Raw genomic sequence first — 25,957 nt, 5'->3', positions numbered from 1 at the left:
AAATGAGACGCGCAAAGATTGTTGCAACGCTAGGCCCAGCAAGTTCGAGTTACGACCAGATCAAGGCGATTATCGATGCCGGCGTAGACGTAGCAAGAATGAATCTGAGTCACGGCAGCCATGAGGTTCATGAAGGAATCTATAAGAACGTGCGCAAGGCAGCTTTGGATTCGGGTAAGTCAATTGGAATTTTCGTAGATCTCCAGGGTCCAAAGATTCGTCTAGCAAAGTTCAAGGACGGTCCTGTCCACCTAGCAAAAGGCGCTACTTTCAAGATCACGATTGACGATGTCGAAGGCGACGTCAACATTTGTGGAACGACTTTTAAGGGTTTGCCTGAAGATGTAAAAGTTGGCGATTTCCTGCTCATTGACGATGGGAAAGTCCGCCTGCGCGCTACCGAAGTTTCCAAAACCACAGTGACCACAGAGGTTGAAATTGCTGGTGATGTTTCAAACAACAAGGGCATCAACTTGCCGGGTGTAGCTGTGAATGTTCCTGCTTTGTCAGAAAAAGATGAAGAAGATCTTCGCTGGGCACTCAAAGTTGGTGTTGACATGATTGCGCTTTCATTTGTTAGGAACGCCTCTGACATTGTTCGCGTTCACGAGATTATGAAGGAAGAGGGTCGAATCCTTCCGGTGATTGCCAAGATCGAGAAACCGCAGGCTGTAGAGAACCTAGAAGAAATCATCGATGCCTTTGATGGCATCATGGTGGCCCGTGGTGACCTTGGGGTAGAACTACCGCTTGAACAGGTCCCGTTGGTTCAAAAAAGAGCGGTTGAACTTGCTCGGCGCTGGGCTAAGCCAGTAATTGTTGCGACCCAGATGCTTGAGTCAATGATTCACGCCAGTATTCCAACCCGCGCTGAAACAAGTGATGTGGCGAACGCAGTTCTTGACGGAGCTGACGCTCTAATGCTTTCTGGTGAAACTAGCGTGGGCGAGTTTCCAGTTGAGACCGTCGCAACAATGGCAAAGATTATTCAGTCGACTGAGGAAAATGGTCTTGATCGAATACCTGATTTGGGTACTAAGCCACATACTCACGCCGGTGCTGTTTCGCTCGCCGCCATGGAGATCGCAGAGCTACTTGGGTCCAAGTATGTTTGCGTATTCACTGAAAGTGGCGATTCCCTAAAGAGAATCTCTAGATTACGTTCTTTTGTCCCTGTTCTGACTTTCACGCCTAATGCGGAAATTGCCAACCGATTGTCACTTGTTTGGGGCGCTCAAGTATTTCTCGTACCGAAGGTTGATCACACAGATGGGATGTTCAATCAGGTTGACACCACGGTTCTGGCAGAGGGGCTTTGCAAAACTGGTGATGAGGTAGTAGTAGTCGCAGGTACTCCACCGGGGGTCTCAGGCTCAACCAACACTCTTCGAGTACATAAGGTTGGCTCAGGCGCTACAAACTGATGATTTCGTGGTGCCGAAAGTGGGATTTGAACCCACACGTCCTTTCGAACAAAGCATTTTGAGTGCTCCGCGTCTGCCATTCCGCCATTCCGGCCGGTGCCACGCCTTGAAGTCTAATGGATTTGCTTCAGCCACATTCCTTGCAAGTGGCATATAGTTATCGACATGACAGAGCAAACTACCCAAAGGCGTGTGGTCGTTGCTGAAGACGAGTCCCTTATTCGCATGGACATTGTCGAGACTCTCAGGGACAAGGGTTTTGATGTTGTTGGAGAAGCCGGTGATGGCAATAAAGCTGTCGAACTAGCGTTTGCTCTAAAACCAGACGTAATGGTCATGGACATAAAGATGCCGGATCTTGACGGGCTTTCAGCAGCAGAAAAGATTGCAGAACTCAAGATTCCAGTTGTCCTTCTGACCGCATTTAGTCAGCAAGAGCTTGTCACTCGGGCTGCCGAAGTTGGAGCAATGGCCTTTCTGGTGAAGCCGTTTTCACCCCAGGATTTGCTACCGGCGATTGAAATAGCTTTATCAAGATACGCACAATTGATCGCCCTTGAAGCAGAAATTCAAGATCTAGGGGAGCGCCTTGAGACTAGGAAGCTGGTGGAACGAGCAAAAGCAGTGCTCAGTGAAAAGATGAAGCTCACTGAACCTGAGGCTTTCCGTTGGATTCAAAAGGCCTCAATGGACAGAAGGCTGAGCATGGCTGATGTATCTAGAACCGTGCTTGAACAGCTAAATAAGTAGCTAGTTTTTACGAATCAAGTTAGTGATTCGAATTGTTGAGCAACGCTCACCTTTATCGTTTGTGACAACTATTTCATGAACAGTGAGTGTCTTACCCAGCGAGATAGCAGTTGCGACTCCGGTGACTAAACCTTCGGTTGCTGATTTTGAGTGTGAAGCGGATATTTCTATTCCTACCGCGTAGGCGTCCTGTCCTGCCCAAACGTTTGCCGCAAATGATCCAAGCGTTTCGCCAAGCACTAGATAGGCTCCACCATGCAGAAGGCCTCTGGGCTGGGTGTTGCCAGATACCGGCATGGTCGCTACAGCTCGTTCTGCACTGAGTTCAAGAATTTCAATTCCCATTTTCTGGGCGAGGTCGCCGATTCCTCTTTTAGCGGCCACAAGTTTCGCGTCTTCGCTAAGAATTGGTTCTGACATTTGTTTCCAGCCTTTCAAAGGAACTAAACAACAGGCAAAGTAGGCTAGCTCTCATGAGTAAGCCTACCCTTCTGCTAATTGATGGTCATTCTTTGGCCTTCCGGGCTTTCTATGCTCTTAACCCATCAAATTTTCGGACTCCAGATGGGCAGTATACAAATGCGGTGCATGGCTTTATCTCGATGCTTCTGAATCTTCTTGAAGGAGAGAAGCCAAGTCACCTAGCCGTTGCCTTTGACATTTCTGGTCCATCATTTAGGGCAATTGAGTACCCCGAGTACAAAGGCAATCGAGGGGAGACGCCGGAAGAGTTCTACGGTCAAACTGAGCTTCTTGAAGAAGCGATGAAAGCCATGAACATCACAACCCTCACAAAGAAGGATTACGAAGCCGATGACATTCTTGCTTCACTTGCCGATCAAGCCGCTGCAGCTGGGTATCGGGTACTAGTTGTCTCAGGTGACAGGGATACTTTTCAATTAATCGGTGAGAACACGACAATTCTTTATCCAATCAAAGGCGTAATGAACCTAGCCCGCATGAACGATGAGGCAGTCGTTGAACGATACGGAATTCACGCCAAGCAGTATCCAGATCTAGCAGCGCTGGTTGGTGAGACCAGCGATAACCTGCCGGGTATTCCAGGTGTTGGACCTAAGACCGCTGCAAAGTGGCTGCAGGTTTATGGAGATCTCAAGACCGTGCTTGCCAAAGCAGATGAGATTCCTGGAAAAGTAGGCGAATCGCTCCGTGAAAATAGTGAACTCGCTGTTCGGAATCGACGGCTAAACCATTTAGTTCGAGATCTCGACCTTGGGCTTGATTTTGAATCGCTACGTTTGACTTCGGTTGACGAGAACAAGGTTCGAGCGGCATTCACAAAAATGCACTTTAAGACTCTGACCGAAAGAGTTCTAAGGCTTAGGGGCCAGAACGGAACGCAAACAAGCGGATTAGGGACTGCTCCAGAATCGGCTCTACCTGTTGAAGAACCTGAGGATCCAAAAATCTTCGACACTATCGAGGTACCTGAGACTCGCAGCGCCACTTCTAAAGAAGTGCTCGATTGGATAAAGAAGCAGCAAGCAGTCGGATTCGAACTTGAGAGCCAAGGCGAGAATCTACTAATGGGGTTCGCAAGCCTAACGGAAAGACTCACTCTTTCGGGCAGTGCTGATCCGGCGTTGATTGATTGGATTGCTAGTTCATCGCCTAAGGCTCTATTTGATCTCAAGGGAACCCGAAGAATTTTGCTTGCATCTGGGTTTGAAATCGGCGGCGTGGTCGATGATGTGCTTCTGCTTGCCTACCTGTTGAATCCAGTCCGTCGAAATTTCTACGTGGACGACATAGCTCTAGAGCAACTCGGTCTTGCTATCGAGCGCTCAGACCCAAATCAACTTATCCCTGAAGCAGCTGCTGACCCAAGTCTCGATGCTTGGTTGGCGATTTGTCTTGCTCCTCCAATGCGTGCCAAAGTTGAGAAGCAAGGTCAGCTCAAGATCTATGAGGGGATTGAGCTTCCAAGCTCGATGACTCTCTCAGACATGGAATCGCGTGGCATCACAATTGACGTTAAGAAATTGTCCGCTCTTTTCGAAGCTTTGTCGTCAGAGGTCGCTGTTATAGCAAAGGATGCTTACAAAATAATCGGCAAAGAGATCAATCTCGCATCTCCAAAGCAGCTACAGACAGTTTTGTTCGATGAGCTTGGGATGACTGGGACCAAGTCCCTCAAGACGGGTTTTTCGACAAATGCAGCTGCACTCACCGAGTTATTTGAACTGAACGGGCACCCGTTTCTCGAAAAACTCCTTGCCCACCGCGATTCAACGAAATTGAAACAGATGGTGGAGACCTTACTTAAGGCAGTTGAAGAAGATTCAAAAATTCATACCACTTATGTTCAGACCGGTACTTCCACTGGCCGGTTGAGCTCGGAAAATCCAAACCTGCAAAACATCCCGATCAGAAACCCACGGGGTGCCCAGATCAGAGACTCCTTCATCATTTCAGAGGGCTTTGAGACTTTACTAACTGCTGACTATTCCCAGATTGAAATGCGAATAATGGCTCACCTGTCAGAGGACCCAGGTCTTATTGAGGCCTTTATCAAAGGTGAGGATTTACATAGGTTTGTCGGCTCCAGAATATTTGGCGTTGAGCCGAAGAATGTCACTGCAGACATGAGATCACAGGTGAAAGCTATGAGCTATGGGCTGGTTTATGGGTTGAGCGAGTACGGCCTTGCCAAGCAGCTAGGGCTTTCAAATGCTGACGCCAAACAGCTTATGAAGGATTACTTCGAGCGCTTTGGGGGAGTGCGCCGATACTTAGCCAAGGTGGTTGAAGATGCTAAAGCCGTCGGCTACACCAGGACTTTTCACGGCCGCATAAGGCCCTTTGATGATCTCAATAGCAAGATCTTCCAGGTTCGAGAAAATGCCCGAAGGGCAGCTCTGAATGCACCTATTCAAGGAACCGCAGCTGACATCATGAAACTGGCCATGAATGCCATTGCTCAGGAAATGAGTACAAAGGGCCTCAAGTCACGAATGCTTCTCCAGGTGCACGATGAGCTGGTATTTGAAGTGGCAAAGGGCGAACTTGCCATATTGAAGGCGCTTGTAGAAGACAAAATGGCTAATGTTGTGAAGCTTTCTGTGCCCCTGGATGTCCAGATAGGCACCGGCCGTAGCTGGGATGAGGCCGGTCACTAGCCCTTGGTTTGCTCGGTTTATCTGCACTAAGCTGATAGGGCGCCTTGGCGCATGACCCTTGTCCGCTGTTGCGGTGGAAATCAATTCTCTTGATAAAAGGATTTGACTCTATTGCGACCTGAGTAAACAAATAATGGAGCACCAATCTCTATGACCATTGACACAACAGTAAAAGCACCAAAACAGGTAGCCGTAAACGACATTGGCACCGCAGAAGAATTTCTTGCAGCAGTTGAAAAGACTCTAAAGTTCTTCAACGACGGAGACCTCATTGAAGGAACCGTTGTAAAAATTGATCGCGACGAGGTTCTACTCGACGTTGGATACAAAACCGAGGGTGTTATTCCCTCCCGTGAGCTTTCTATTCGCCACGATGCCGATCCAGGAGACATAGTTTCCGTTGGTGACAAAATTGAGGCCCTTGTTCTTCAGAAGGAAGACAAAGAAGGCCGATTGATTCTTTCCAAAAAGCGTGCACTTTACGAGCGCGCTTGGGGTGATGTTGAGAAGGTAAAGGAAGCCGATGGCACTGTCACCGGTACCGTAATCGAAGTTGTAAAGGGTGGACTTATTGTCGACATCGGACTTCGCGGATTCCTTCCAGCTTCTTTGATTGAGCTTCGTCGAGTTCGTGACCTTGGTCCATACCTTGGTCAAGAGGTAGAGGCAAAGATTCTTGAACTGGACAAAAACCGCAACAACGTTGTTTTGTCTCGTCGCGCGCTGCTCGAGCAGAGCCAGTCGGCTTCTCGTTCGACTTTCCTTGCAGATCTTGCTAAGGGCCAGATTCGCACTGGCGTTGTTTCGTCCATCGTGAATTTTGGAGCCTTTATCGATCTTGGAGGCGTGGACGGACTTGTTCACGTGTCCGAGCTTTCATGGAAGCACATCGAGCACGCCTCTGAAGTTGTTGAAATCGGACAGGAAGTAACTGTTGAGGTTCTAGAGGTTGATCAGGATCGTGAGCGCGTTTCACTTTCCCTGAAGGCAACCCAAGAAGACCCATGGCAGGTCTTCGCCCGTACTCACTCAATCGGTCAGTACGCTCCGGGCAAGGTCACAAAGCTTGTACCGTTTGGAGCCTTCGTACGTGTAGCAGACGGCATTGAAGGTCTAGTACACATTTCCGAGCTTTCAACTAAGCACATCGAGCTAGCCGAGCAAGTTGTTACCGTGAACCAGGATGTATTCGTGAAGGTCATCGACATCGATCTAGATCGCCGTCGTATCTCACTTTCTTTGAAGCAGGCACTTGAAGAAGTGAACCCAGAGGGTACCGACTTCAACCCAGCGCTTTATGGAATGTATGCAGAGTACGACGCCAAGGGTGCCTACAAGTACCCTGATGGTTTTGACGCTGCAACCGGAGAATGGCAGCCAGGACACGAAGAAGCTCGTGCTAAGTGGGAGAAGGAATACTCCGAAGCAAACGCTCGCTGGGAAGAGCACAAGAAGCAGGTTGCAGTAGCGAACAAGCTAGCCGAGTCCTTGCCCGACGTACCTGCTCCTAGCTCTGCTCCAGCAACTGACTCACAGACCAGTGAGGCCACTGAGGCACCAAGCGCTGGAACTTTGTCAGAAGACGCATCGTTGAGTGCTCTACGCGACAAGCTAAGCGACAACGAGTAAACAGTTTGGTAAATGGAATCCGGGGACTTGCTTTGGCTAGTCCCCGGTTTCTTTGTTTGTAGGCTTGTGGAATGTTCTTAGTAGGGCTCACGGGAGGCATTGCCTCAGGCAAATCCACTGTTGCCGCAATGCTCAGCAAGTTCGATAACGAGATTATCGACGCTGATGAAATCGCAAGAGAAGTAGTATTGCCAGGCTCCAATGGTTTGAGCATGGTAGTTGCTGAATTTGGCCCCCAAATACTTGAGGAAGATGGGTCACTATCTCGAGCCGAGCTCGCGAAGTTGGTTTTCGAAGATCCTGAAAAACGCTTAGCACTCGAGGGTATCTTGCACCCATTGATTAGGGCTAGAACGTTGGAGCGGATTTCTCAGACTAAAAGCGACATCGTGATTTACATTGTGCCTCTGTTAGTTGAGGCAAAGGTCGACTACCCATTTGATCTTGTGGTGACTATCGAAGCCGGCAGTGACATTCAATTCAAGCGTCTTGTCGAAAACCGAGGTATGAGCACCGAAGACGCCACTGCAAGAATCGCGGCGCAAGCAACTGAACCTGAAAGGGTTGCAAGAGCTGATGTGCGAATTGACGGAGCGTTGGACCTTAATGATTTAGACACCAAGGTTTCGAAACTTTGGAATCAGATTCAGGCCCTTGCTGAAGCTAAGGCACATTATGGAAAGAACTAGGGCGTTTACGCCATTCAAGGTTGTAAGTGACTACAAGCCCTCAGGTGATCAACCCGATGCAATCGCTCAACTGACCAAACGTATCAACGCTGGTGAAAAGGATGTCGTACTTATGGGTGCGACTGGAACTGGTAAATCAGCAACCACAGCTTGGCTGATAGAGGCTCTACAGAGGCCCACTCTGGTTATGGCACATAACAAGACTCTAGCTGCCCAATTGGTCACGGAGTTTAGGGAAATGTTTCCGAACAACGCTGTTGAATACTTCGTTAGCTACTACGACTACTACCAGCCCGAAGCGTACGTGCCGCAGACTGACACATTTATTGAGAAGGACTCCAGCATTAATGAGGAGGTCGAACGCCTTAGATACTCGGCGACCATGAGCCTGCTTTCGCGCAGAGACGTGATTGTTGTATCAACAGTTTCCTGCATATACGGCCTAGGGGCCCCAAAGGAGTACCTAGACCAGTCGATCCCGCTACAAGTCGGTCAATCTATTGATCGTGATGACTTGATTCGCAAATTCGTCTCAATGCAGTACCAGCGAAATGATGTCGACTTCTCTAGAGGAAACTTTCGAGTCAAGGGAGACACCATTGAAATCATTCCGGTGTACGACGAATACGCGATCAGAGTGGAGCTTTTTGGCGATGAGATTGAAGCCATTTACTCACTACATCCACTTACAGGGGACGTTATCAAGCAGCTTGATGCTGTTTCCATCTTCCCAGCCAGCCACTACGTGGCCTCGCCAGCTCAGATGGGTAGAGCCATTGAAGCAATTGAAAATGAGCTTGCTGGACGACTGCGGGAGTTTGAGTCTCAAGGCAAACTTCTTGAGGCACAGCGCATCAAAATGCGAACAAACTTTGATTTAGAAATGATCCGCGAACTGGGATTCTGTTCTGGAATCGAAAATTACTCAAGGCACATTGATGGCAGGGCAGAGGGGGAGCCGCCTTCTTGCCTGCTGGATTACTTCCCGGAGGATTTCCTAACTGTAATTGATGAGTCTCATGCAACAGTCCCTCAGATCGGAGCGATGTATGAAGGTGATGCATCTCGGAAACGGACACTTGTAGAGCATGGATTCAGGTTGCCTTCCGCAATGGACAACAGGCCACTCAAATGGTCTGAGTTCCAAAATAGAGTCGGTCAGACTGTTTACCTCTCGGCAACGCCTGGTAAGTATGAGCTAGCTGCTGCTGACGGCGTCGTAGAACAGATAATTCGTCCAACCGGTCTAGTAGACCCGGCAATAATTCTGAAACCAACCAAAGGGCAAATCGACGATCTACTTGAAGAAATTCGGATCCGTTCGGCAAAGCAGGAGCGAGTGTTGGTCACCACACTTACCAAGAAGATGGCAGAAGAACTGACGGATTACTTATCTGAAGCTGGCGTCAAGGTAAGGTACCTGCATTCAGATGTCGACACACTAAAGCGAGTTGAACTCCTCAGGCAGCTTAGACAGGGTGTTTACGACGTACTAGTTGGAATCAACTTGCTCCGTGAGGGTCTGGATTTGCCAGAAGTATCACTGGTAGCAATCCTTGATGCAGACAAGGAAGGATTCCTACGTTCGGCAACTTCCCTTGTTCAGACCATAGGACGTGCCGCTCGAAACATCGGGGGTGAGGTTCACATGTACGGCGATAACCTCACCGACTCAATGAAGAAAGCAATCGACGAGACAACTCGACGACGAGCAAAGCAAGTTGCCTACAACAAGCAAATGGGTGTCGACCCGCAACCGCTCCAGAAAAGAATCGTTGACATTACCGATCAGCTAGAAAGAGAAGAGATCGACACTGCCGAATTGATTGCCGAGTTTGGCCAAGGCAAAGGGAGAAAGAAGCAGGCAGTGCCCCTCAGGTCAAAACGCGGAATGGCTGCAATGGCCGAAGACGAGATCATGTCGGTGGTAATCGATCTTGATGCCCAAATGAGACATGCCGCTAAGGAGCTTCAGTTTGAGCTGGCGGCAAGACTCCGAGATGAGATCGGGGAACTCAAGCATGAACTACGCCAGATGAAGAAGGCTGGACACATCTAAGTTGAGCGTTGCAGCAGGGTTAGGCTGGTAGACGTGAATCCCCAGACCGAGCAATCGCAGGACCTCCTTGTCGTTAAGGGCGCAAGAGTTCACAACCTCCAGAACATCACCGTTGAGATGCCGCGAAATTCTCTGGTGGTATTTACTGGCTTATCAGGCTCTGGCAAGTCATCGCTTGCTTTCGATACCATCTTCGCCGAGGGTCAACGTAGGTACGTTGAATCTCTTTCTGCTTACGCGAGGCAGTTCTTGGGGCAGGTCGACCGCCCAGATGTTGATTTCATCGAGGGACTTTCTCCTGCAGTTTCAATTGACCAGAAATCAACCAATAGAAACCCTCGGTCAACGGTTGGAACAATCACCGAAATTCATGACTACCTGAGACTGTTGTGGGCCCGAATCGGAGTTCCTTTCTGTGCCGAATGCGGTGAACAGATTGTCAAACAGACACCCCAGCAGATTGTCGACCAAATTCTAGAAAACGAGGATGGCACAAAGTTCCAAGTGCTTGCCGAATTGGTTGATCAGAAGAAGGGTGAGTTCGTTGACTTGTTCAAGGAACTTATTGCTCAAGGATATGCCCGTGCGATGGTGGACGGGGAAACGATCTCATTAGCGGAAGCAAAGCCACTAAAGAAGTCCTATAAGCACGATATTGCGGTAGTTGTCGATCGTCTTGCAATCAAGGCTGGGATTACCGGACGACTAACGGATTCTATTGAAACAGCTCTCAAGCTAGCCGGTGGCAAAGTGACTATAGACTTTGTTGACCGGAAGGGTAAAGACTCAAAGCGAAGCTTCTCTGAACAGATGTCGTGCCCAAACGATCACGCTTTAGCAATTACTGAGATTGAACCGCGAACCTTCTCATTCAATGCGCCTTTCGGTGCTTGCCAAGAGTGTTCCGGGTTGGGTACAAAGATGGCAGTTGATGCCGACTTGGTAATAGGTGATGTTGAGGCATCGATTCTTGACGGTGTGATTCTTCCATGGTCCACTCAAGGTAAGGGACTATTTCACTACTTCTCACGAATGCTGCAAGGACTTGCCAAGGACCTAACTTTCTCACTCAAGACGCCGTGGCAGGACCTTCCAGAGGAAGTCCAGTACGCAATCTTGCACGGAAATGATTTTGATGTGCAGGTGAAGTGGAAGAACAGGTATGGACGCGAACTGCGTTATACCACCGGATTCGAAGGCGTCCTCAATTACATAGAGCGCAAGTATCTTGAATCCGAGAACGATTACTCACGCGGAAGATGGGCGGGGTTCCTTCGAGAGATTCCCTGCCCGGCCTGCGAGGGAGCAAGGCTTCGTCCAGAAGTTCTGGCGGTTAAAGTTGCGGGCACCTCAATCTCAGCAGTTGCGGCCATGAGCCTAGGGGATTGCGTCGAGTTCTTCGCAAAGCTCAAACTCGGCAAGCGGGATGAAAAGATTGCCGCTCAGGTGTTGAGGGAGATTAGAGCACGGCTTGATTTTCTGATGTCGGTAGGGCTTGACTATTTGTCTCTTGAAAGATCGGCTGGTTCACTTTCAGGTGGAGAAGCGCAGCGCATCAGATTAGCCACCCAAATTGGTTCCGGGCTAACAGGCGTGTTGTATGTCTTGGATGAGCCTTCCATTGGTCTTCACCAACGCGATAACCGCCGCCTAATTGACACCTTGATCAAGCTTCGTGAGCTTGGAAACACTCTTGTTGTCGTAGAGCACGATGAGGACACCATCAGAACCTCGGATTGGGTAGTTGACATTGGACCGGGAGCCGGCATCAACGGTGGTCGGGTCGTCCACTCCGGACCATACAAGGAACTTCTATCAAACAAAGAGTCCATAACAGGCGATTACCTTTCTGGAAGAAGAAGTATTGCTCTTCCTAAAAACAGGCGTCCGATCGATCCAAAGCGCCAGGTGACAGTTGTTGGCGCAAAAGCCAACAACTTGAAGAATCTAACGGTTAGTTTCCCGCTAGGAGCTTTCATCGCCGTCACAGGGGTAAGCGGGTCAGGTAAGTCCACGCTGGTAAACGACATTCTCTATAACGTGATGGCTAACGCTTTGAATGGAGCAAAGCTAGTAGCCGGTAAGCACACCCGCATCACTGGTCTAGCCCAACTCGATAAGGTCGTCCATGTTGATCAAAACCCGATAGGCCGAACCCCTAGGTCTAACCCAGCAACTTATACAGGCGTTTTCGATCACATCCGAAAGCTGTTTGCGGAAACCTCCGAATCAAAAGCCCGTGGTTACCAGCAAGGCAGGTTCTCCTTCAACGTCAAGGGAGGTCGCTGTGAAGCATGCAGCGGCGATGGAACTTTGAAGATAGAAATGAACTTCCTGCCGGATGTATACGTTTCTTGTGAGACCTGCCACGGGGCCAGGTACAACAGAGAGACGCTCCAGGTCAAGTACAAGGGTAAATCCATCTCTGAAGTGCTCGAGATGCCTATTGAAGAAGCCGCCACTTTCTTTGAGGCGATTTCATCAATCTCTAGATACCTAACCACTCTGGTGGATGTTGGACTTGGTTACGTGCGGCTTGGCCAGTCAGCCACGACGCTTTCAGGTGGCGAAGCCCAGCGAGTAAAACTAGCAACAGAACTTCAGAGACGATCAACCGGAAGAACTGTATATGTTTTAGATGAGCCAACAACAGGTCTTCACTTCGAGGATGTCAGGAAGCTTCTGCTGGTTCTGAATTCCTTGGTTGATAAAGGCAACACCGTGATCGTGATCGAACATAATCTCGATGTGATCAAGTCGGCGGACTGGATTCTTGATCTTGGACCTGAAGGTGGGTTCAGAGGTGGGGAACTTGTTGCCGAAGGAACGCCGGAGCAGGTCGCAAAGAACAAGGCGAGCTTTACCGGCACCTTCCTCAAGGAGATACTGAAGTAGATGGCCAACGATCTGTCTTTTAGGCCAAAGACATCGGAGATACCAACCAGACCCGGCGTTTATCGCTTCTTCGACGAGAAACGTCGAGTGCTCTATGTAGGCAAAGCCAAGAACCTTCGAGCAAGGTTGCAAAGCTATTTCGCACCGGTTGATTCCCTCCATGAGCGCACCAGAAGAATGGTTCTATCGGCGAGCGATGTCGATTGGACAATTGTTAAGACCGAATTTGAGGCTCTGCAGCTCGAATACACCTGGATAAAGGAATTCAATCCTCCATTCAATGTTCGTTTCAAAGACGACAAGTCTTACCCTTATCTGGCAGTTTCTCTATCGGACAAGATGCCGAGAGTATTCATAACTCGCAATCGAGATCTAAAGGGTGTCAAATACTTTGGGCCTTACACGCAAGCCTGGGCCATTAGACAGACCCTTGACACTCTCCTTAGGGTTTACCCGATACGGTCATGTTCATCAGGCGTTTTCAACGCAGCAAAAAGCGCGAATCGCCCTTGTTTGCTAGCTGACATCGGAAAGTGTTCAGCGCCTTGCGTTGGCCGTGTGGACCAAACGGAACACCAGGAGATTGCTAAAGAGCTCGTGTCCTTCATGAACGGCATGGATCCTAAACAAGTGGAAATTCTGCAGGAGCGGATGGAAAAGGCCTCCGAGGCACAAAACTATGAGCTGGCCGCAAGACTAAGAGACAACATCGGAGCTCTTGAAACCGTGTTGGAAAAAAGCACCGTTGTCTTCAGCGACCTAACCGATGCTGATCTTTTTGGAATAGCCCACGACGAGCTTGCTGCAGCAGTTTCTCTATTCTCAGTTCGCGGAGGTCGAATCAGGGGAGTCAGATCTTGGGTCGTTGACAAGGAAATCGAGCAGCCAATCGAGGAATTGGTTCGTCAGGTCATACTTTTCGCCTACACTTCGACAGAAGGAGTTGAGGCTCCAACTGTTCCCAAGGAGATTCTGGTTCCAGCACTTCCAGAGGATGCTACTGAACTCGAAAGATTCCTCGAGCAATCAAGAGGCTCTTCGGTGTCGCTAAGGGTGCCCAAAAGAGGAGATAAGGCGGCTTTGGCAGGAACTGCCCTTGAAAACGCACAGTATTCGCTTTCGCTATACAAAACCCGTCGCACAGCAGATTTCACTTCCCGTTCCGAATCCCTTAGCGCTTTAGCGAAGGCACTGTCTCTCAAAGAGGCGCCTTTACGAATTGAGTGTTTCGACGTCTCCCATCTATCTGGAACCAACATTGTGGCTTCGATGGTGGTGTTTGAGGACGGGCTACCCAAAAAATCGCAGTACCGGCAATTCAATATTGACTCGGCAACTGATGACACCGATGCTATCTACCAGGTGCTTTCAAGAAGATTGAAGTACCTAAGGGATCCGGAAAGTCTTGATGATGGCCGCTTCAGCTACCTGCCTTCTCTAATAGTTGTCGACGGAGGCATCCCACAAGTCGGTGCCGCTATGAGGGCTATCTCTGAATCTGCAGTTCCTGATCTAGCACTTTGTGGACTCGCGAAGCGCCTCGAGGAAGTCTGGGTACCTGGATCGGAGTTTCCAGTTATCTTGCCGCGAGGTTCTGAGGAACTGTTCTTGCTTCAGCGCATCCGAGATGAGTCTCATCGCTTTGCCCTAACGGCTTCAAGAAAGAAGCGATCAAGCACAATTTCAAGTGTTCTAATGGAAATCCCAGGCCTCGGGGAGAAGCGCGTGACTGCACTCCTAAGAAGATTTGGGTCAGCCAAACGCCTAAAACTTGCCTCCCTCGAGGAAATTTCTGACGTGGCTGGCATTGGTTCTGCGCTGGCCGAGGAGATTCTGAGACAGCTAAAGCAGGCTCCGTAACGCGCTCGGGCGTGTCGCGAATTGGCTAGACTCGTCTCAAACGAGAGGATGCGATGCCCAATAACACTGGCCACCAGCTACTTATAGTCACCGGCATGTCCGGTGCTGGCCGCTCGACCGTGGGCAATTCTCTCGAAGATCTTGGCTGGTACGTGGTGGATAATCTTCCACCCCAGATGCTTGGACCAATAGCGGATCTTTTCACTATCACGAAAACACCTGTTCCAAGACTTGCCGTCATTATTGATGTGCGAGGTGGGGAATTCTTTAGTGAGCTAGAGGAGAACCTGGCGCTTTTAGGTGGCAAGGCTGTTAATGTGCGAGTGCTCTATCTAGAGGCGAATGATTCTACTCTTGTGAAGAGATTCGAACAAGTTAGAAGGCCGCACCCACTTCAAGGTGATGGAACAATTCTTGATGGAATCGCAGAGGAAAGAAAGCGACTGCTGGCTCTTCGCGAATCAGCTGATGTTGTCATGGACACGTCAGATCTGAATGTGCATCAGCTTTCTACCAAAACCGCCGAACACTTCTCAGTTGACTCCTCAGTAAAACTGCAACTTACAGTCATGAGCTTTGGATATAAGTACGGTATTCCAGCCGATGCTGACAACGTTGCTGACGCAAGATTTATACCGAATCCTTTCTGGAATGAGGAGCTTCGCCCATTTACCGGGCTAGATACGCAGGTCAGCGAATACGTCCTAGCTCAAACCGGGGCCAAAGAATTCATAGATAGTTATGCCAAGGCGCTTCAGCCTGTTCTAGATGGGTATCTTCGCGAGAACAAGCACTACGCCACTATTGCTATTGGATGTACCGGCGGAAAACATCGCTCTGTGGCCGTTTCAACCAAACTTGCTGAACTGTTATCAAAGAACAACGAATACACCGTCACGGTAAGACACCGTGACCTTGGTAAGGAGTAGCAACTTGGCACTGACATCGGATATCAAAGACGAGCTAGCACGAATTGAGGTGGCAAAAAATGGCGTGCGAGCTGCAGAGCTTGCAACTATTCTTCGCCTTGCCGGGGGGTTGCACCTTGTCTCTGGAAAAGTCGTCATCGAAGTTGAACTGGACTCTGCACAAGTTGCAAGAAGGGTTCGCAAGGATCTTGCTGACTTGTTCGGTTGCGACAGCGAACTAGCGGTTATCTCAGCTGGCGGAATAAGAAAAACCAATAGGTATCAGGTTCGAGTTCTTGGCCAAGGTGAAGTTCTCGCTAGACAAACCGGGCTTGTGGATACTCGAGGTCGCCCAGCTAGGGGATTACCTGCGTCGCTGGTAACTGGTTCACTGGGTGAAGCTCAAGCGGTCTGGCGCGGGGCATTCTTGGCACATGGATCTCTCACTGACCCAGGTCGTTCGGCAGCTCTCGAAGTCACAGCTCCCGGCAATGAAGTTGCGATGGCTTTGGTTGGTGTTGCTAGAAGACTCGGTGTCGTTGCTAAACCTCGAGAGGTAAGAGGGGTGTTTCGGGTAGTTATAAGAGACGGCGATGCCATAAGCGCGATGCTTACTCAAATGGGCGCCCATGGACAGCTTCTTAAGTGGGAAGAACTAAGACTCAGGCGCGAAGTGCGGGCAACCGCCAATAGGCTTGCCAACTTTGATGATGCCAACCTGAGACGCTCAGCTCAGGCTGCAGTTGCTGCTGGTGCAAGAGTTGCGCGGGCTTTGGAGATTCTTGGTGACGATGTTCCTAAGCACCTCAAGTACGCAGGCGAGCTACGCGTCAAGCACAAGCAGGCAAGTCTTGACGAGCTTGGAAGACTGGCAAATCCACCTATGACCAAGGACGCTGTTGCCGGAAGAATCAGAAGACTACTGTCCATGGCGGATAAGAAGGCTGAAGATTTAGGGATCGAAGGAACCGATGCCTTCTTGCCAGAAGACCTAGATAACGACTAACCGATTTACGACGCATAATAGAGCTATACCTAAAGCTAAGGACAACGCCCATGACTAAGTACACTCTTCCTGATCTTGCCTACGATTTCGCAGCTCTTGAGCCCCACATTTCAGGTCGAATCATGCAGCTACATCACGGTAAGCATCACGCGGCTTACGTAGCCGGAGCAAACGCGACACTTGACCTAATGGCCGAAGCAAGAGATAAGAACGATTTAACTTGGATCAACAAACTTCAGAAGGACTTGGCTTTCAACCTAGGTGGACACGTCAATCACTCAATTTTCTGGAAGAACCTTTCCGCCTCCGGAGGCGATAAGCCAAGCGGTGAACTAGCAGCTGCTATCGATGAGTATTTTGGCAGCTTCGATAGCTTCCGCGCTCACTTCAGCGCCAATGCAATGGGGATCCAGGGATCGGGATGGTCAATTCTGGCTTGGGACGTTATGGGCCAGCGTTTGATTATCGAACAGCTCTACGATCAGCAGGGAAACCTGGTTGCAGCTTCTGTTCCCCTTTTGATGCTAGATATGTGGGAGCACGCTTTTTACCTGGACTACCAGAACGTTAAGGCGGACTACGTGGCTGCCTTCTGGAACATTGTTTCTTGGCAGGACGTTCAGGCTCGCTTCGAGGCTGCAAGAGGCCAAACTAAAGGCTTACTGCTAGTCTGATTCAAGCAATTCCACCCGAGGGTGCGTGGATCTGTATCAAAAAGAGCTCGCGCGTTAGCGCCCAAGGAAAGGCACACTCATGGGAACCAAAGTTGGAATTAACGGTTTCGGTCGAATCGGAAGAAACTACCTCCGCGCGGAGATGGCTAAAGGAACTGACCTTGAGATCGTTGCGGTAAATGACCTTTCCGACCCTAAAGCTCTGGCTCACTTACTTAAGTATGACTCAGTCACTGGCCGGCTAGACGCCGAAGTTCGCGTTGATGGCCAGTACATAATTGTCGGCGACTACAAGATCAAGGTTCTTGCTGAAAGAGATCCATCTGCACTTGGTTGGGGCGATCTTGGGGTCGACATCGTTATCGAGTCAACCGGACGCTTCACCGATGCCAAAGATGCCATCAAGCACATAGAAGCTGGGGCCAAGAAGGTCCTAATTTCTGCTCCAGCAAGCGGCGAGGATGCCACTTTCGTAATTGGTGTGAACGAGCATCTTTACGACCCTGCAAATCACCACATCATCTCAAACGCATCTTGCACAACTAACTGCCTTGCCCCCTTGGCAAAAGTCTTCAACGACGAATTCGGAATTGAGAACGGTCTTATGACCACAATCCACGCCTACACAGCCGATCAGAACCTTCAGGATGGTCCACATTCAGATCTGAGACGCGCTCGAGCCGCCGCGATTAACATCGTGCCTTCTTCAACAGGAGCCGCAAAAGCCATTGGCCTAGTTCTTCCAGAACTAAAAGGAAAACTTGATGGTTATGCACTTCGAGTACCAGTTCCAACCGGTTCAATCACTGATTTGACTATTTTGTCAAAGAAAAAGGTCACCATCGAAGAGATCAAGGCTGCATACAAGAAAGCTGCCGATGGTCCACTAAAGGGCATCCTGAAGTACACCGAGGATGAGATTGTTTCATCTGATATCGTGACAGACCCGCATTCATCAATTTTTGACGCAGGTCTTGTGAAGGTAATCGACCAAACCGTAAAGATCAGTTCCTGGTATGACAACGAGTGGGGATATTCAAACCGCCTTGTCGATCTAACCGTGTTGGTTGCGAACAAACTCTAGAAGCTTGAAAACTCTTTCCGATCTCGGTGATTTGACCTGCAAGCGCGTTCTATTTCGCTGTGATTTCAATGTCCCAATGGACAATGGTGCTATTTCTGATGATGGCCGTATTCGTGCCGCCCTTCCGACCATAAAGAAATTGCTGGAACTCGGGGCAAGTGTTTTGATTTGTTCTCACCTTGGTAGACCAGAAAGACAGACAAAGAGCGAATTCTCTCTCGCGCCAGTGGCTGTCAAGCTTGGAGAGCTTTTAGGGCAAGAAGTTGTTTTCGCTACAGACACCATTGGAAGCCAAGCAAAAAATGTAGCCGACGCTCTTTCTGCCGGTGACGTTGCAGTGCTAGAAAACCTTAGATTCCAAGAAGCAGAGACCAGCAAAGACCCAGAGACACGAATGGTTTTTGCCAAAGAGCTAGCAGCTTTTGCGGACGCATTCGTAAGCGATGGCTTCGGTGTTGTCCACCGCAAGCACGCCAGCGTATACGAGCTAGCCACACTTCTTCCCTCTGCTGCAGGATTCCTTGTGGAGGCCGAAGTCAAGGTTCTAGAGCAACTAACCAGCTCCAACCAGAGGCCTTACACAGTTGTACTTGGCGGATCAAAAGTTTCGGACAAACTCGCAGTAATTGGGTCGTTGCTTCCCAAAATTGACAGTTTGGTTGTCGGCGGGGGAATGCTCTTTACATTCCTGGCTGCCAAGGGCTATGAGGTTGCTTCAAGCCTTTTAGAGAAGGACCAAATTCCAACCGTTAAGCAGTACATTCAGCAGGCCGAAGAACTCGGTGTGCGAATCCTCCTGCCGACCGACATACGTATGGCTAGTAGCTTTTCTCCTGAAGCGCAGATAGAGATCGCAGCGATTGACGCTCTCAATAAGACTTCTTTTGGGGAAACTGGAATCGGTTTGGACATTGGCCCTGATTCCGAGAAGGCGTTTGCCTCAATAATCGAAGACTCAAAGGTTTGTTTTTGGAATGGCCCAATGGGCGTGTTTGAAATGGAAGCGTTTGCATCGGGAACTCGTGCAATCGCCAAGGCATTATCAAGGGTTGAGGGCCTAAGTGTTGTAGGTGGAGGGGACTCGGCTTCGGCAGTTCGCGCTTTAGGCTTTGCAGAGAGCGATTTTAGCCACATCTCTACCGGTGGCGGAGCTAGTCTTGAATACTTGGAAGGCAAATCTTTACCAGGCTTGGAGGTTCTAAAGTGAATGACCGTAAACCGCTGATTGCGGGTAACTGGAAGATGAACCTCGATCATCAACAAGGAATCGCTCTCGTCCAAAAACTCGCATGGACCCTAAAGGATGTAAACCACGATTATGAGAAGGTCGAAGTGGCTGTCTTTCCTCCCTTTACTGACCTTAGAAGCATTCAAACCCTGATCGACGCAGACAAACTTCAGCTTGTTCTTGGTGCTCAAGATCTTTCAAAGTTTGATTCAGGTGCCTACACAGGCGAGGTTTCTGGCCAGTTCTTAAGGAAACTTGACGTCAAGTACGTCCTGGTTGGCCATTCAGAACGTCGAACACTGCACAACGAAGATGGCGACGTTATCCAGGCAAAGGTTGGGGCGGCCTTTAGAAACAATCTCATCCCGGTGATCTGCGTTGGAGAGACACTCGAAGAACTTGAGGAACAAGGGGCTGCTGCGGTTCCAATCCAGCAGCTTGAAAAAGCCCTTGAAGGACATAAGGAGATAGGCGAATTCGTAGTCGCATACGAGCCAGTCTGGGCAATTGGCACTGGAAAAGTCGCCACGGCGGAACAGGCAGCGGAGGTAGCTAAGAAGCTTCGCGCCTCCATTTCAGAGCTAGTTTCCGAAGACGTAGCTCAAGCAACCAGAATCCTGTACGGCGGATCAGTAAAGAGCGCGAACGTGGCTGGATTCTTAGCTTCGGAAGAGGTTGATGGCGTCTTAGTTGGGGGCGCAAGCCTGGATGTAAGCGAATTTACGGGTATCTGTCGTTTCCAGAAGCATGTCAGCTTATAATCGTCTAGTACCAATACAGAACAGGTAAATCATGGCCGCCATTCAAATCGCCCTCCAGGTGCTGCTTGCTATCACTAGCTTGCTGTTGATCCTGATGATTCTGCTGCACAAAGGCCGTGGCGGTGGACTTTCTGACATGTTTGGTGGTGGAGTGACCTCAAACGTGTCATCTTCTGGTGTTGCAGAACGCAACTTGAACCGCATCACAATCATCTTGGGATTAGTCTGGGTGTCCGCAGTTATCGGACTGGGCCTATTCACAAGATTTGGATTCTAGGGGTTAGCTTTTGGCAAACGGTGGTTCAGCAATCAGGGGTTCCCGTGTTGGCGCTGGCCCAATGGGCGAGCAGTACCGCGGATTCAAATCTGAGCGAGTCCAGCGCAGCTACTACTGCATAAACGGCCACGTTCAAGAGCCGATGTTCGCAGCTCACATCGATCCGAGTGAAATTCCCGACATGATCGACTGCCCGAACTGTGGCATGCCAGCAGGTCAGGACAAAAAGAACCCACCAGAGATTGCAAAGCACGAGCCATACAAAACTCATCTTGCCTATGTAAAAGAACGCCGTACTTCCGATGAGGCTAAATCGCTTCTTGACGAAGCACTAGCTTCAATTCGGGAAAGACGAGTCAAATTGGCCCAGGAAGCTACCAAGCAGGCAAAGCTAGCAGCCGCTAAAGCTGCGGCAGCGAAAGTGGCAGCAGCAAAAGCCGCCGCCGCAAAAGCTGTAAAACCAAAGCCTGTCAAGAAGGTTGAAAAGCCTGTCGCGAAAAAGCCACTTGCCAAAGCAGCAAAACCAGTAGCCAAGAAGGCTGTTGCGAAACCTGCAACAAAGTCAAAAACGAAAGCAGTGGCAAAGCCAGCAAGTAAATTGAAATCTTCTGCGAAGCCAGTAAAAAAGGCATCTAAGCCAACAACCAAGCTTGCGGGCAAGAAATCTTCTAAGAAGTAGTTTCTTAGGCAGCAGCCGCTCTATTTCAAAGAGTCAATCAAAGCGTCAATCCCTGACTCAGCATCTAGAAGTCTTAGGACCAAAACTTTAGAACCTCCAGTTGAGAGCACCCTGGCATCTCCGCTGGCCTGGGAATCAATTAGCTTTCGATAACCGAATTCCCTTCCAGGAATATCTTGATCTTCCCTGTCCCCTGAGACAATCTGGATAAACACTCCTTGTTTCGGCCCACCCTTGTGGTACTGACCGGTTGAATGAAGAAACCTAGGCCCCCAACCAAATGTTGTTGGTCTGTTGGATCTCGCTGCAACTAGTTCACGCAGCTTTGATACCGATCCGAATCTCTCGCGGTTGAGATAGCAGTGAATTGAGAAATATGATTCAGCTTCAGCAGAATCAATCAATTGAGTCAGGCATGCGGCTAGCTTGTTTGACGAGAGCTTATAGCCGAAAGAAGCAATTTCGACACCAGCGTCTGAAACAGGAAACTCGAAGCTTTCAGCGGGTGAATCAAGAACTGCTCTTGCAGCAATCTTGGCGGATTCAACATCCGGCTGATCAAATGGGTTTACTCCCAATAGGCGAGAGGCAACTGCAGTTGCAACTTCCCACAGCAAGAGCAGCTCACCAAGCTCTCCTGAAACCGCAAGATCAAATCTTGACCTCGAGGCATCAGCGGATAAACCAATAAGTAGCGTGTCATCTGCTTTAGTCGTGACCTCGTGCGAGTCCGACTCCAGAACAATTGGCAAAACACCTCGGCCAATCTTGCCCGTTGATTCAGCAATCAGTTGCTCTACCCAGTCACCAAAGCCAGAGATTTCAGTGCCATCTGGAACGAAACCTAGTTTGTCTTTGAATGTCTTGACACTTGAAGTACGTGCAATAGCGGCACCAAGAACCAGACCTGGATTGGTATCTAAGTCTTCGCACAAAAACTTAGATGCAGCGATTGCGCTTTTCAGTAAAGCATCAACATCAACGCCAGCTAGAGCCGTTGGCACAACCCCAAAAGCGGTTAACGCCGAATAGCGTCCACCGACCATCGGATCAGCAAGGAATACCCGATAGCCGTCTTTCGTCGCCTGAACATGCATAGGGGACTTTGGGTCGGTGACTATGAAGATACGCTCAGTCTTAGCGATTCCTGCTGCCTCGAATGCGGCTTCGAAGCTTCGCTTTTGGGAATCGGTTTCAACAGTAGATCCGGACTTCGAGGACACCACGACGACAGTTTTCATTAGATCGCCAGCAAGAGCGTCTTGAATTTGGCTTGGGTCGGTGGAATCCAATACAACCAGATCAACCCCAGCAGTTTTAGTTATCACCTCAGGAGCCAGCGATGAGCCTCCCATTCCGCACAGCACGATGCGCGTCAGCCCTCTTGTTCTCAGATCAGCTGATAAAAGCTTAAGCTCAGGAATCAACGACAGGCTGTTCTGAGCCGCGTCTACCCATCCCAATCGGATTGATGATTCGGCCTCGGCGTCTTTACCCCAAAGCGTGTGGTCCTTGGCAAACAGCCGGGAAGCAACCCGGTCCTTGACTAGTTCAGGGACAAATTGATTGACAGCTTCAGAGACTTTACCTTTGTGTGAAACCTTCAGGGTCATTTAGATGAATCCAAGGCGCTGGAAACCGTTGCAACCAGTTCATTCCAAGACACTATGAACTTGTCAACGCCTTCTTGCTCTAGCAGGTTGACCACTTCTTCGTAAGAGATACCTAAAGCTTGAATGCTTGAAAGATCCGAACGAGCGCCTTCATAGTTTCCGGTAATGGTGTCTCCAGAGATCACTCCGTGATCGAACACCGCTTCCATAGTCTTTTCAGGAATTGTGTTCACTAAATCTGGAGCAACTAGTTCGGTTATGTAGAGAGTGTCTGGAAGGTTGGGGTCCTTGACTCCGGTTGAAGCCATAAGGGGACGCTGTCGATTAGCTCCTGATGCTTCAAGCGCTGCCCATGTTGGCACATCAAACTGCTTTTCAAACACTTCGTAAGCCAGTCGAGCATTAGCAAGTGCGGCCTTTGACTTTAGCTTTAGAGCTTCTGGTGAACCAATTGCATCGAGTCTCTTATCAATTTCAGTGTCCACACGAGAAACAAAGAATGATGCTACTGAGTGAATCTTAGAAAGATCGTGACCGTTTGCTTTAGCTTGGATGATTCCGTTTTGGAAAGCTTCTATGACTTGCTTGTAGCGTTCCAAAGAGAAGATGAGCGTGACGTTGACGGAGATTCCCTCAGCGATTACCTGAGTGATCGCTGATAAGCCAGGAATGGTCGCGGGGATCTTTATCATCACGTTCTCGCGGTCAACAGCAGCGAAGAGCGCTTTAGCCTGTTGAACTGTCTTTGCGGTGTCCATTGCAAAGCCTGGTTCCACCTCTATGGAAACTCTTCCATCGACACCGTTGGTGCTCGCATAGACGTCTGCAAATACATCACAGGCAGCACGCACATCATCAGTTGTTGCCTCAAAAATTGCTTCGTCCGCCGTGGCACCGCGGCTAGCCAACTTAGCTAGCTGAGTTGCATAGGCTGCGCCTTTTGAGAATGCGCCAGCAAATATTGTTGGGTTTGTAGTGACACCTGAAACTGCCCGCGATTCAATAAGAGCTTTTAGAGATCCAGACTCGATTCTTTCACGCGATAAATCATCTAGCCAGATACTTACTCCAGCTGCACTTAGTTGGTGAAGTGGTGAGTTCACTTTTCTCCCTTTACAACGTCCATGGCAGCTATAACAACCGCTTCGGCGGTCATGCCGAATTTAGTGAAAAGTGTCTTGTAGTCGGCTGAAGCTCCAAAATGCTCTATCGAGACACTTCGACCATCTGCAACGTACTTTCCCCAGCCGAGAGCAAGTCCCGCTTCAACGGACACCCTTGCCTTCACTGACTTTGGCAATACCGACTCTCGGTAGGCGTCAGTTTGTTCTTCGAACCATTCAAGACATGGCGCTGAAACAACGCGAGTGGCAATGCCTTGTTTCTCAAGCTCTAAGCGAGCAGCGATTGCCAACTGAACTTCGGAGCCAGTGGCAATCAAGATTACCTTCGGCGCATTATTTGAAGCTTCGGCAAGAATGTAGGCGCCCTTCTCAGTATTGCTGGCGGCAGCGTAAGTCACTCCAGTTTCATCAGCTGCCTCCCGATTAAAAACTGGAATGTTCTGCCTGGTCAAAGCGATACCAGCAGGGCCCAGGCGTCGCTCAAGGATCTTCTTCCAGGCAAAACTGACCTCATTAGCATCAGCTGGTCTTACGATATCGAGCCCTGGAATTGCTCTTAGAGTTGCTAGCTGTTCGATTGGCTGGTGAGTTGGGCCATCTTCACCTAGGGCAACTGAGTCATGCGTCCACACGAAGATCGAAGGGACCTTCATCAAGGCAGCCAGACGAACTGCAGGCCTCATGTAGTCGCTGAAGATTAGAAAGGTTCCGCCGAATGAACGAGTCTTTCCATGCAGCGCGATTCCGTTGAGGATTGCGCCCATTGCGTGCTCTCTGATTCCGAAGTGCATAACTCGCCCATAGTTGTCACCTTTCCACTCATGAGTTGAGTGGACTGCGGGCACAAACGACTTTGAACCGGCGATCGTAGTGTTGTTTGATTCCGCTAGATCTGCAGAACCACCCCACAATTCAGGCATGACACCAGCAATTGCGTTTAGAACTTTACCTGAAGCTGCTCGAGTAGAGACATCGGCCCCGTGGTCAAATACTGGCAAGGCATCAATTAGCTCAGCTGGTGTTTTTCCGGTCTGAAGTCTGTCAAATAGCGCCTTGGCAGCTGGATTGGAGGTAGCCCACGCATCGAAAGATGATTTCCATTTTGATATCGCCGGCTGCGATCGTGCAGCTAGAGACCTGGTGTATTCAATGACTTCAGGTGACACCTCAAAATTCTTCGAAGGATCAAAACCAAGAGCCTTCTTTAGTCCGACAAGTTCCTCTTGGCCCAAAGCAGATCCATGTATCTTGCCGGTGTTTTGTTTTCCTGGAGATGGCCAGCCAATGATGGTTCTGATGGTTATCAAAGAGGGTTTATCCAGCACTGCTTTGGCGGCTTGAATAGCTTGGTAAAGCTCATTTACATCTTCAATGTATTGGCCAGTTTTCTTCCAATCGACTGTCTGGACATGCCAGCCATAAGCTTTGTAGCGATCTTCAAGATTCTCTGTGAAGGCAATGTTGACATCGTCTTCGATTGATATCTGATTTGAGTCGTATAGAACAATTAGGTTTCCAAGCTTTTGATGTCCAGCCAACGACGAAGCCTCAGAAGTGACGCCTTCTTGCATATCGCCATCCCCAGCCACGCAGTAGATGTAGTGATCAAATACCGAGCTGCCGGCTTTGGCATATGGGTCAAATAGTCCTCTTTCAAACCTGGCGGAGTAGGCAAAGCCAACCGCCGAAGCTAGACCCTGTCCCAGTGGACCTGTTGTGATCTCAACACCCTTGGTGTGACCGTATTCAGGGTGACCGGGCGTCAATGAATCCCAGGTACGAAGCGCTTTGATGTCGTCAAGCTCAAGACCAAAGCCACCCAGATACAGTTGATTGTAAAGAGTCAAGGAAGAGTGACCGACGCTGAGAATGAATCGGTCCCTTCCAACCCATTCCGGATTGGCTGGATCATGGCGCATAACTTTTTGAAAAAGTAGGTGGGCAACTGGTGCAAGGCTGATAGCGGTTCCAGGATGCCCATTTCCAACCTTCTCAACTGCGTCTGCTGCTAGAACGCGAGCTGTGTCGACGGCCTTTTTGTCTAGGTCGGTCCAAGTAAATTCGCTCAAGGGCTCTAACATCCTTCGTTTCAATCCGCAGATATGCTCAGGTCACATTTTGCTGCCTGGTTAAGTGCTGAGAGTTGAGAATATCCTC

19 protein-coding genes, 1 tRNA gene and 1 pseudogene are annotated in these 25,957 nt (G+C 49.5%); 16 read left to right on the top strand and 5 right to left on the bottom strand.

Annotated elements, in window-relative coordinates; genetic code table 11:
• Nucleotides 1-2 precede the first annotated feature (2 nt).
• Nucleotides 3-1,424 carry a pyruvate kinase gene (pyk, locus tag AC8GDC_RS03405; protein WP_506557272.1) on the top strand — a complete coding sequence of 474 codons (1,422 nt, stop codon included), beginning with the start codon at nt 3-5 and terminating at the stop codon, nt 1,422-1,424.
• A gap of 8 nt (nt 1,425-1,432) precedes the next feature.
• Here the strand turns inward: pyk and AC8GDC_RS03400 are convergent.
• Nucleotides 1,433-1,518: transfer RNA gene (locus AC8GDC_RS03400), tRNA-Leu, on the bottom strand.
• A gap of 71 nt (nt 1,519-1,589) precedes the next feature.
• Between AC8GDC_RS03400 and AC8GDC_RS03395 the strand changes: the two genes are divergently transcribed.
• A complete protein-coding gene (locus AC8GDC_RS03395) occupies nt 1,590-2,174 on the top strand; it encodes an ANTAR domain-containing response regulator (protein ID WP_506557271.1) in 585 nt (194 codons plus the stop codon).
• Here AC8GDC_RS03395 and AC8GDC_RS03390 read toward each other — a convergent pair whose 3' ends face one another.
• Nucleotides 2,175-2,594 carry a PaaI family thioesterase gene (locus AC8GDC_RS03390; RefSeq protein ID WP_506557270.1) on the bottom strand — a complete coding sequence of 140 codons (420 nt, stop codon included), beginning with the start codon at nt 2,592-2,594 and terminating at the stop codon, nt 2,175-2,177.
• 53 nt (nt 2,595-2,647) lie between these two features.
• Here AC8GDC_RS03390 and polA point away from each other — a divergent pair, with 53 nt between their 5' ends.
• From polA to AC8GDC_RS03320, 14 genes and pseudogenes are all read left to right on the top strand, one after another.
• Complete coding sequence (polA, locus tag AC8GDC_RS03385) at nt 2,648-5,314, top strand: DNA polymerase I (protein ID WP_506557269.1); 2,667 nt, start codon at nt 2,648-2,650, stop codon at nt 5,312-5,314.
• 150 nt (nt 5,315-5,464) lie between these two features.
• A complete protein-coding gene (gene rpsA / locus AC8GDC_RS03380) occupies nt 5,465-6,943 on the top strand; it encodes a 30S ribosomal protein S1 (RefSeq protein WP_506557268.1) in 1,479 nt (492 codons plus the stop codon).
• A gap of 71 nt (nt 6,944-7,014) precedes the next feature.
• Entirely contained in the window at nt 7,015-7,632 is a 618-nt protein-coding gene (gene coaE / locus AC8GDC_RS03375) for a dephospho-CoA kinase (RefSeq protein ID WP_506557267.1), read from the top strand.
• Nucleotides 7,619-9,691: an excinuclease ABC subunit UvrB gene (gene uvrB, locus AC8GDC_RS03370; protein ID WP_506557266.1), complete on the top strand. Its 2,073-nt coding sequence runs from the start codon at nt 7,619-7,621 to the stop codon at nt 9,689-9,691. The genes coaE and uvrB overlap by 14 nt, the downstream gene beginning before the upstream one ends.
• 33 nt (nt 9,692-9,724) lie before the next feature.
• Nucleotides 9,725-12,586: an excinuclease ABC subunit UvrA gene (uvrA, locus tag AC8GDC_RS03365; protein ID WP_506557265.1), complete on the top strand. Its 2,862-nt coding sequence runs from the start codon at nt 9,725-9,727 to the stop codon at nt 12,584-12,586.
• A complete protein-coding gene (uvrC, locus tag AC8GDC_RS03360; protein ID WP_506557264.1) occupies nt 12,587-14,446 on the top strand; it encodes an excinuclease ABC subunit UvrC in 1,860 nt (619 codons plus the stop codon).
• Nucleotides 14,447-14,499: 53 nt separating this feature from the next.
• On the top strand, nt 14,500-15,375 hold the full coding sequence (rapZ, locus tag AC8GDC_RS03355) for an RNase adapter RapZ (protein ID WP_506557263.1): 876 nt from the start codon (nt 14,500-14,502) through the stop codon (nt 15,373-15,375).
• 4 nt (nt 15,376-15,379) lie between these two features.
• Entirely contained in the window at nt 15,380-16,360 is a 981-nt protein-coding gene (gene whiA, locus AC8GDC_RS03350; RefSeq protein ID WP_506557262.1) for a DNA-binding protein WhiA, read from the top strand.
• Nucleotides 16,361-16,410: 50 nt separating this feature from the next.
• A complete protein-coding gene (locus AC8GDC_RS03345; protein WP_506557261.1) occupies nt 16,411-17,034 on the top strand; it encodes a superoxide dismutase in 624 nt (207 codons plus the stop codon).
• 79 nt (nt 17,035-17,113) lie between these two features.
• A complete protein-coding gene (gene gap / locus AC8GDC_RS03340) occupies nt 17,114-18,118 on the top strand; it encodes a type I glyceraldehyde-3-phosphate dehydrogenase (RefSeq protein ID WP_506557260.1) in 1,005 nt (334 codons plus the stop codon).
• Between the two features lie 4 nt (nt 18,119-18,122).
• Complete coding sequence (locus AC8GDC_RS03335; protein ID WP_506557259.1) at nt 18,123-19,325, top strand: phosphoglycerate kinase; 1,203 nt, start codon at nt 18,123-18,125, stop codon at nt 19,323-19,325.
• Between the two features lie 35 nt (nt 19,326-19,360).
• Complete coding sequence (gene tpiA, locus AC8GDC_RS03330) at nt 19,361-20,107, top strand: triose-phosphate isomerase (protein WP_506558463.1); 747 nt, start codon at nt 19,361-19,363, stop codon at nt 20,105-20,107.
• 31 nt (nt 20,108-20,138) lie between these two features.
• A complete protein-coding gene (gene secG / locus AC8GDC_RS03325) occupies nt 20,139-20,384 on the top strand; it encodes a preprotein translocase subunit SecG (protein ID WP_506557258.1) in 246 nt (81 codons plus the stop codon).
• A gap of 10 nt (nt 20,385-20,394) precedes the next feature.
• Nucleotides 20,395-20,739: pseudogene (locus AC8GDC_RS03320) on the top strand (RNA polymerase-binding protein RbpA); the annotation flags it as partial.
• A gap of 344 nt (nt 20,740-21,083) precedes the next feature.
• On the opposite strand, the gene AC8GDC_RS03315 reads toward AC8GDC_RS03320, so the two are convergent.
• The 3 genes from AC8GDC_RS03315 to tkt are packed head-to-tail and all read right to left on the bottom strand — an operon-like array spanning nt 21,084 to nt 25,869.
• Nucleotides 21,084-22,676 carry a phosphoglucose isomerase-related protein gene (locus tag AC8GDC_RS03315; RefSeq protein WP_506557257.1) on the bottom strand — a complete coding sequence of 531 codons (1,593 nt, stop codon included), beginning with the start codon at nt 22,674-22,676 and terminating at the stop codon, nt 21,084-21,086.
• Entirely contained in the window at nt 22,673-23,779 is a 1,107-nt protein-coding gene (tal, locus tag AC8GDC_RS03310) for a transaldolase (RefSeq protein ID WP_506557256.1), read from the bottom strand. The genes AC8GDC_RS03315 and tal overlap by 4 nt, the downstream gene beginning before the upstream one ends.
• Nucleotides 23,776-25,869, bottom strand: coding sequence for a transketolase (gene tkt / locus AC8GDC_RS03305; RefSeq protein WP_506557255.1), 2,094 nt, complete (start codon nt 25,867-25,869; stop codon nt 23,776-23,778). Before tkt ends, tal begins: the two co-directional genes overlap by 4 nt.
• Between the last annotated feature and the right edge of the window lie 88 nt (nt 25,870-25,957).

This window comes from Rhodoluna miladensis (SeqCode) (genome assembly GCF_965234705.1).
GTDB classification, from domain to species: domain Bacteria; phylum Actinomycetota; class Actinomycetes; order Actinomycetales; family Microbacteriaceae; genus Rhodoluna; species Rhodoluna miladensis.
The sequence above is the reverse complement of the archived record's forward strand: the minus strand, read 5'-3'. Positions and strand labels throughout refer to the sequence as shown.

Excerpts from the sequence above, each read along its gene's own strand:
- secG (WP_506557258.1), top strand. The coding sequence starts at position 20,139 with ATGGCCGCCATTCAAATCGCCCTCCAGGTGCTGCTTGCTATCACTAGC.
- rapZ (WP_506557263.1), top strand. The coding sequence starts at position 14,500 with ATGCCCAATAACACTGGCCACCAGCTACTTATAGTCACCGGCATGTCC.
- rpsA (WP_506557268.1), top strand. The coding sequence starts at position 5,465 with ATGACCATTGACACAACAGTAAAAGCACCAAAACAGGTAGCCGTAAAC.
- AC8GDC_RS03315 (WP_506557257.1), bottom strand. The coding sequence starts at position 22,676 with ATGACCCTGAAGGTTTCACACAAAGGTAAAGTCTCTGAAGCTGTCAAT.
- pyk (WP_506557272.1), top strand. The coding sequence starts at position 3 with ATGAGACGCGCAAAGATTGTTGCAACGCTAGGCCCAGCAAGTTCGAGT.
- AC8GDC_RS03345 (WP_506557261.1), top strand. The coding sequence starts at position 16,411 with ATGACTAAGTACACTCTTCCTGATCTTGCCTACGATTTCGCAGCTCTT.
- AC8GDC_RS03395 (WP_506557271.1), top strand. The coding sequence starts at position 1,590 with ATGACAGAGCAAACTACCCAAAGGCGTGTGGTCGTTGCTGAAGACGAG.
- gap (WP_506557260.1), top strand. The coding sequence starts at position 17,114 with ATGGGAACCAAAGTTGGAATTAACGGTTTCGGTCGAATCGGAAGAAAC.
- uvrC (WP_506557264.1), top strand. The coding sequence starts at position 12,587 with ATGGCCAACGATCTGTCTTTTAGGCCAAAGACATCGGAGATACCAACC.
- tpiA (WP_506558463.1), top strand. The coding sequence starts at position 19,361 with ATGAACCTCGATCATCAACAAGGAATCGCTCTCGTCCAAAAACTCGCA.
- AC8GDC_RS03390 (WP_506557270.1), bottom strand. The coding sequence starts at position 2,594 with ATGTCAGAACCAATTCTTAGCGAAGACGCGAAACTTGTGGCCGCTAAA.
- polA (WP_506557269.1), top strand. The coding sequence starts at position 2,648 with ATGAGTAAGCCTACCCTTCTGCTAATTGATGGTCATTCTTTGGCCTTC.
- uvrB (WP_506557266.1), top strand. The coding sequence starts at position 7,619 with ATGGAAAGAACTAGGGCGTTTACGCCATTCAAGGTTGTAAGTGACTAC.
- coaE (WP_506557267.1), top strand. The coding sequence starts at position 7,015 with ATGTTCTTAGTAGGGCTCACGGGAGGCATTGCCTCAGGCAAATCCACT.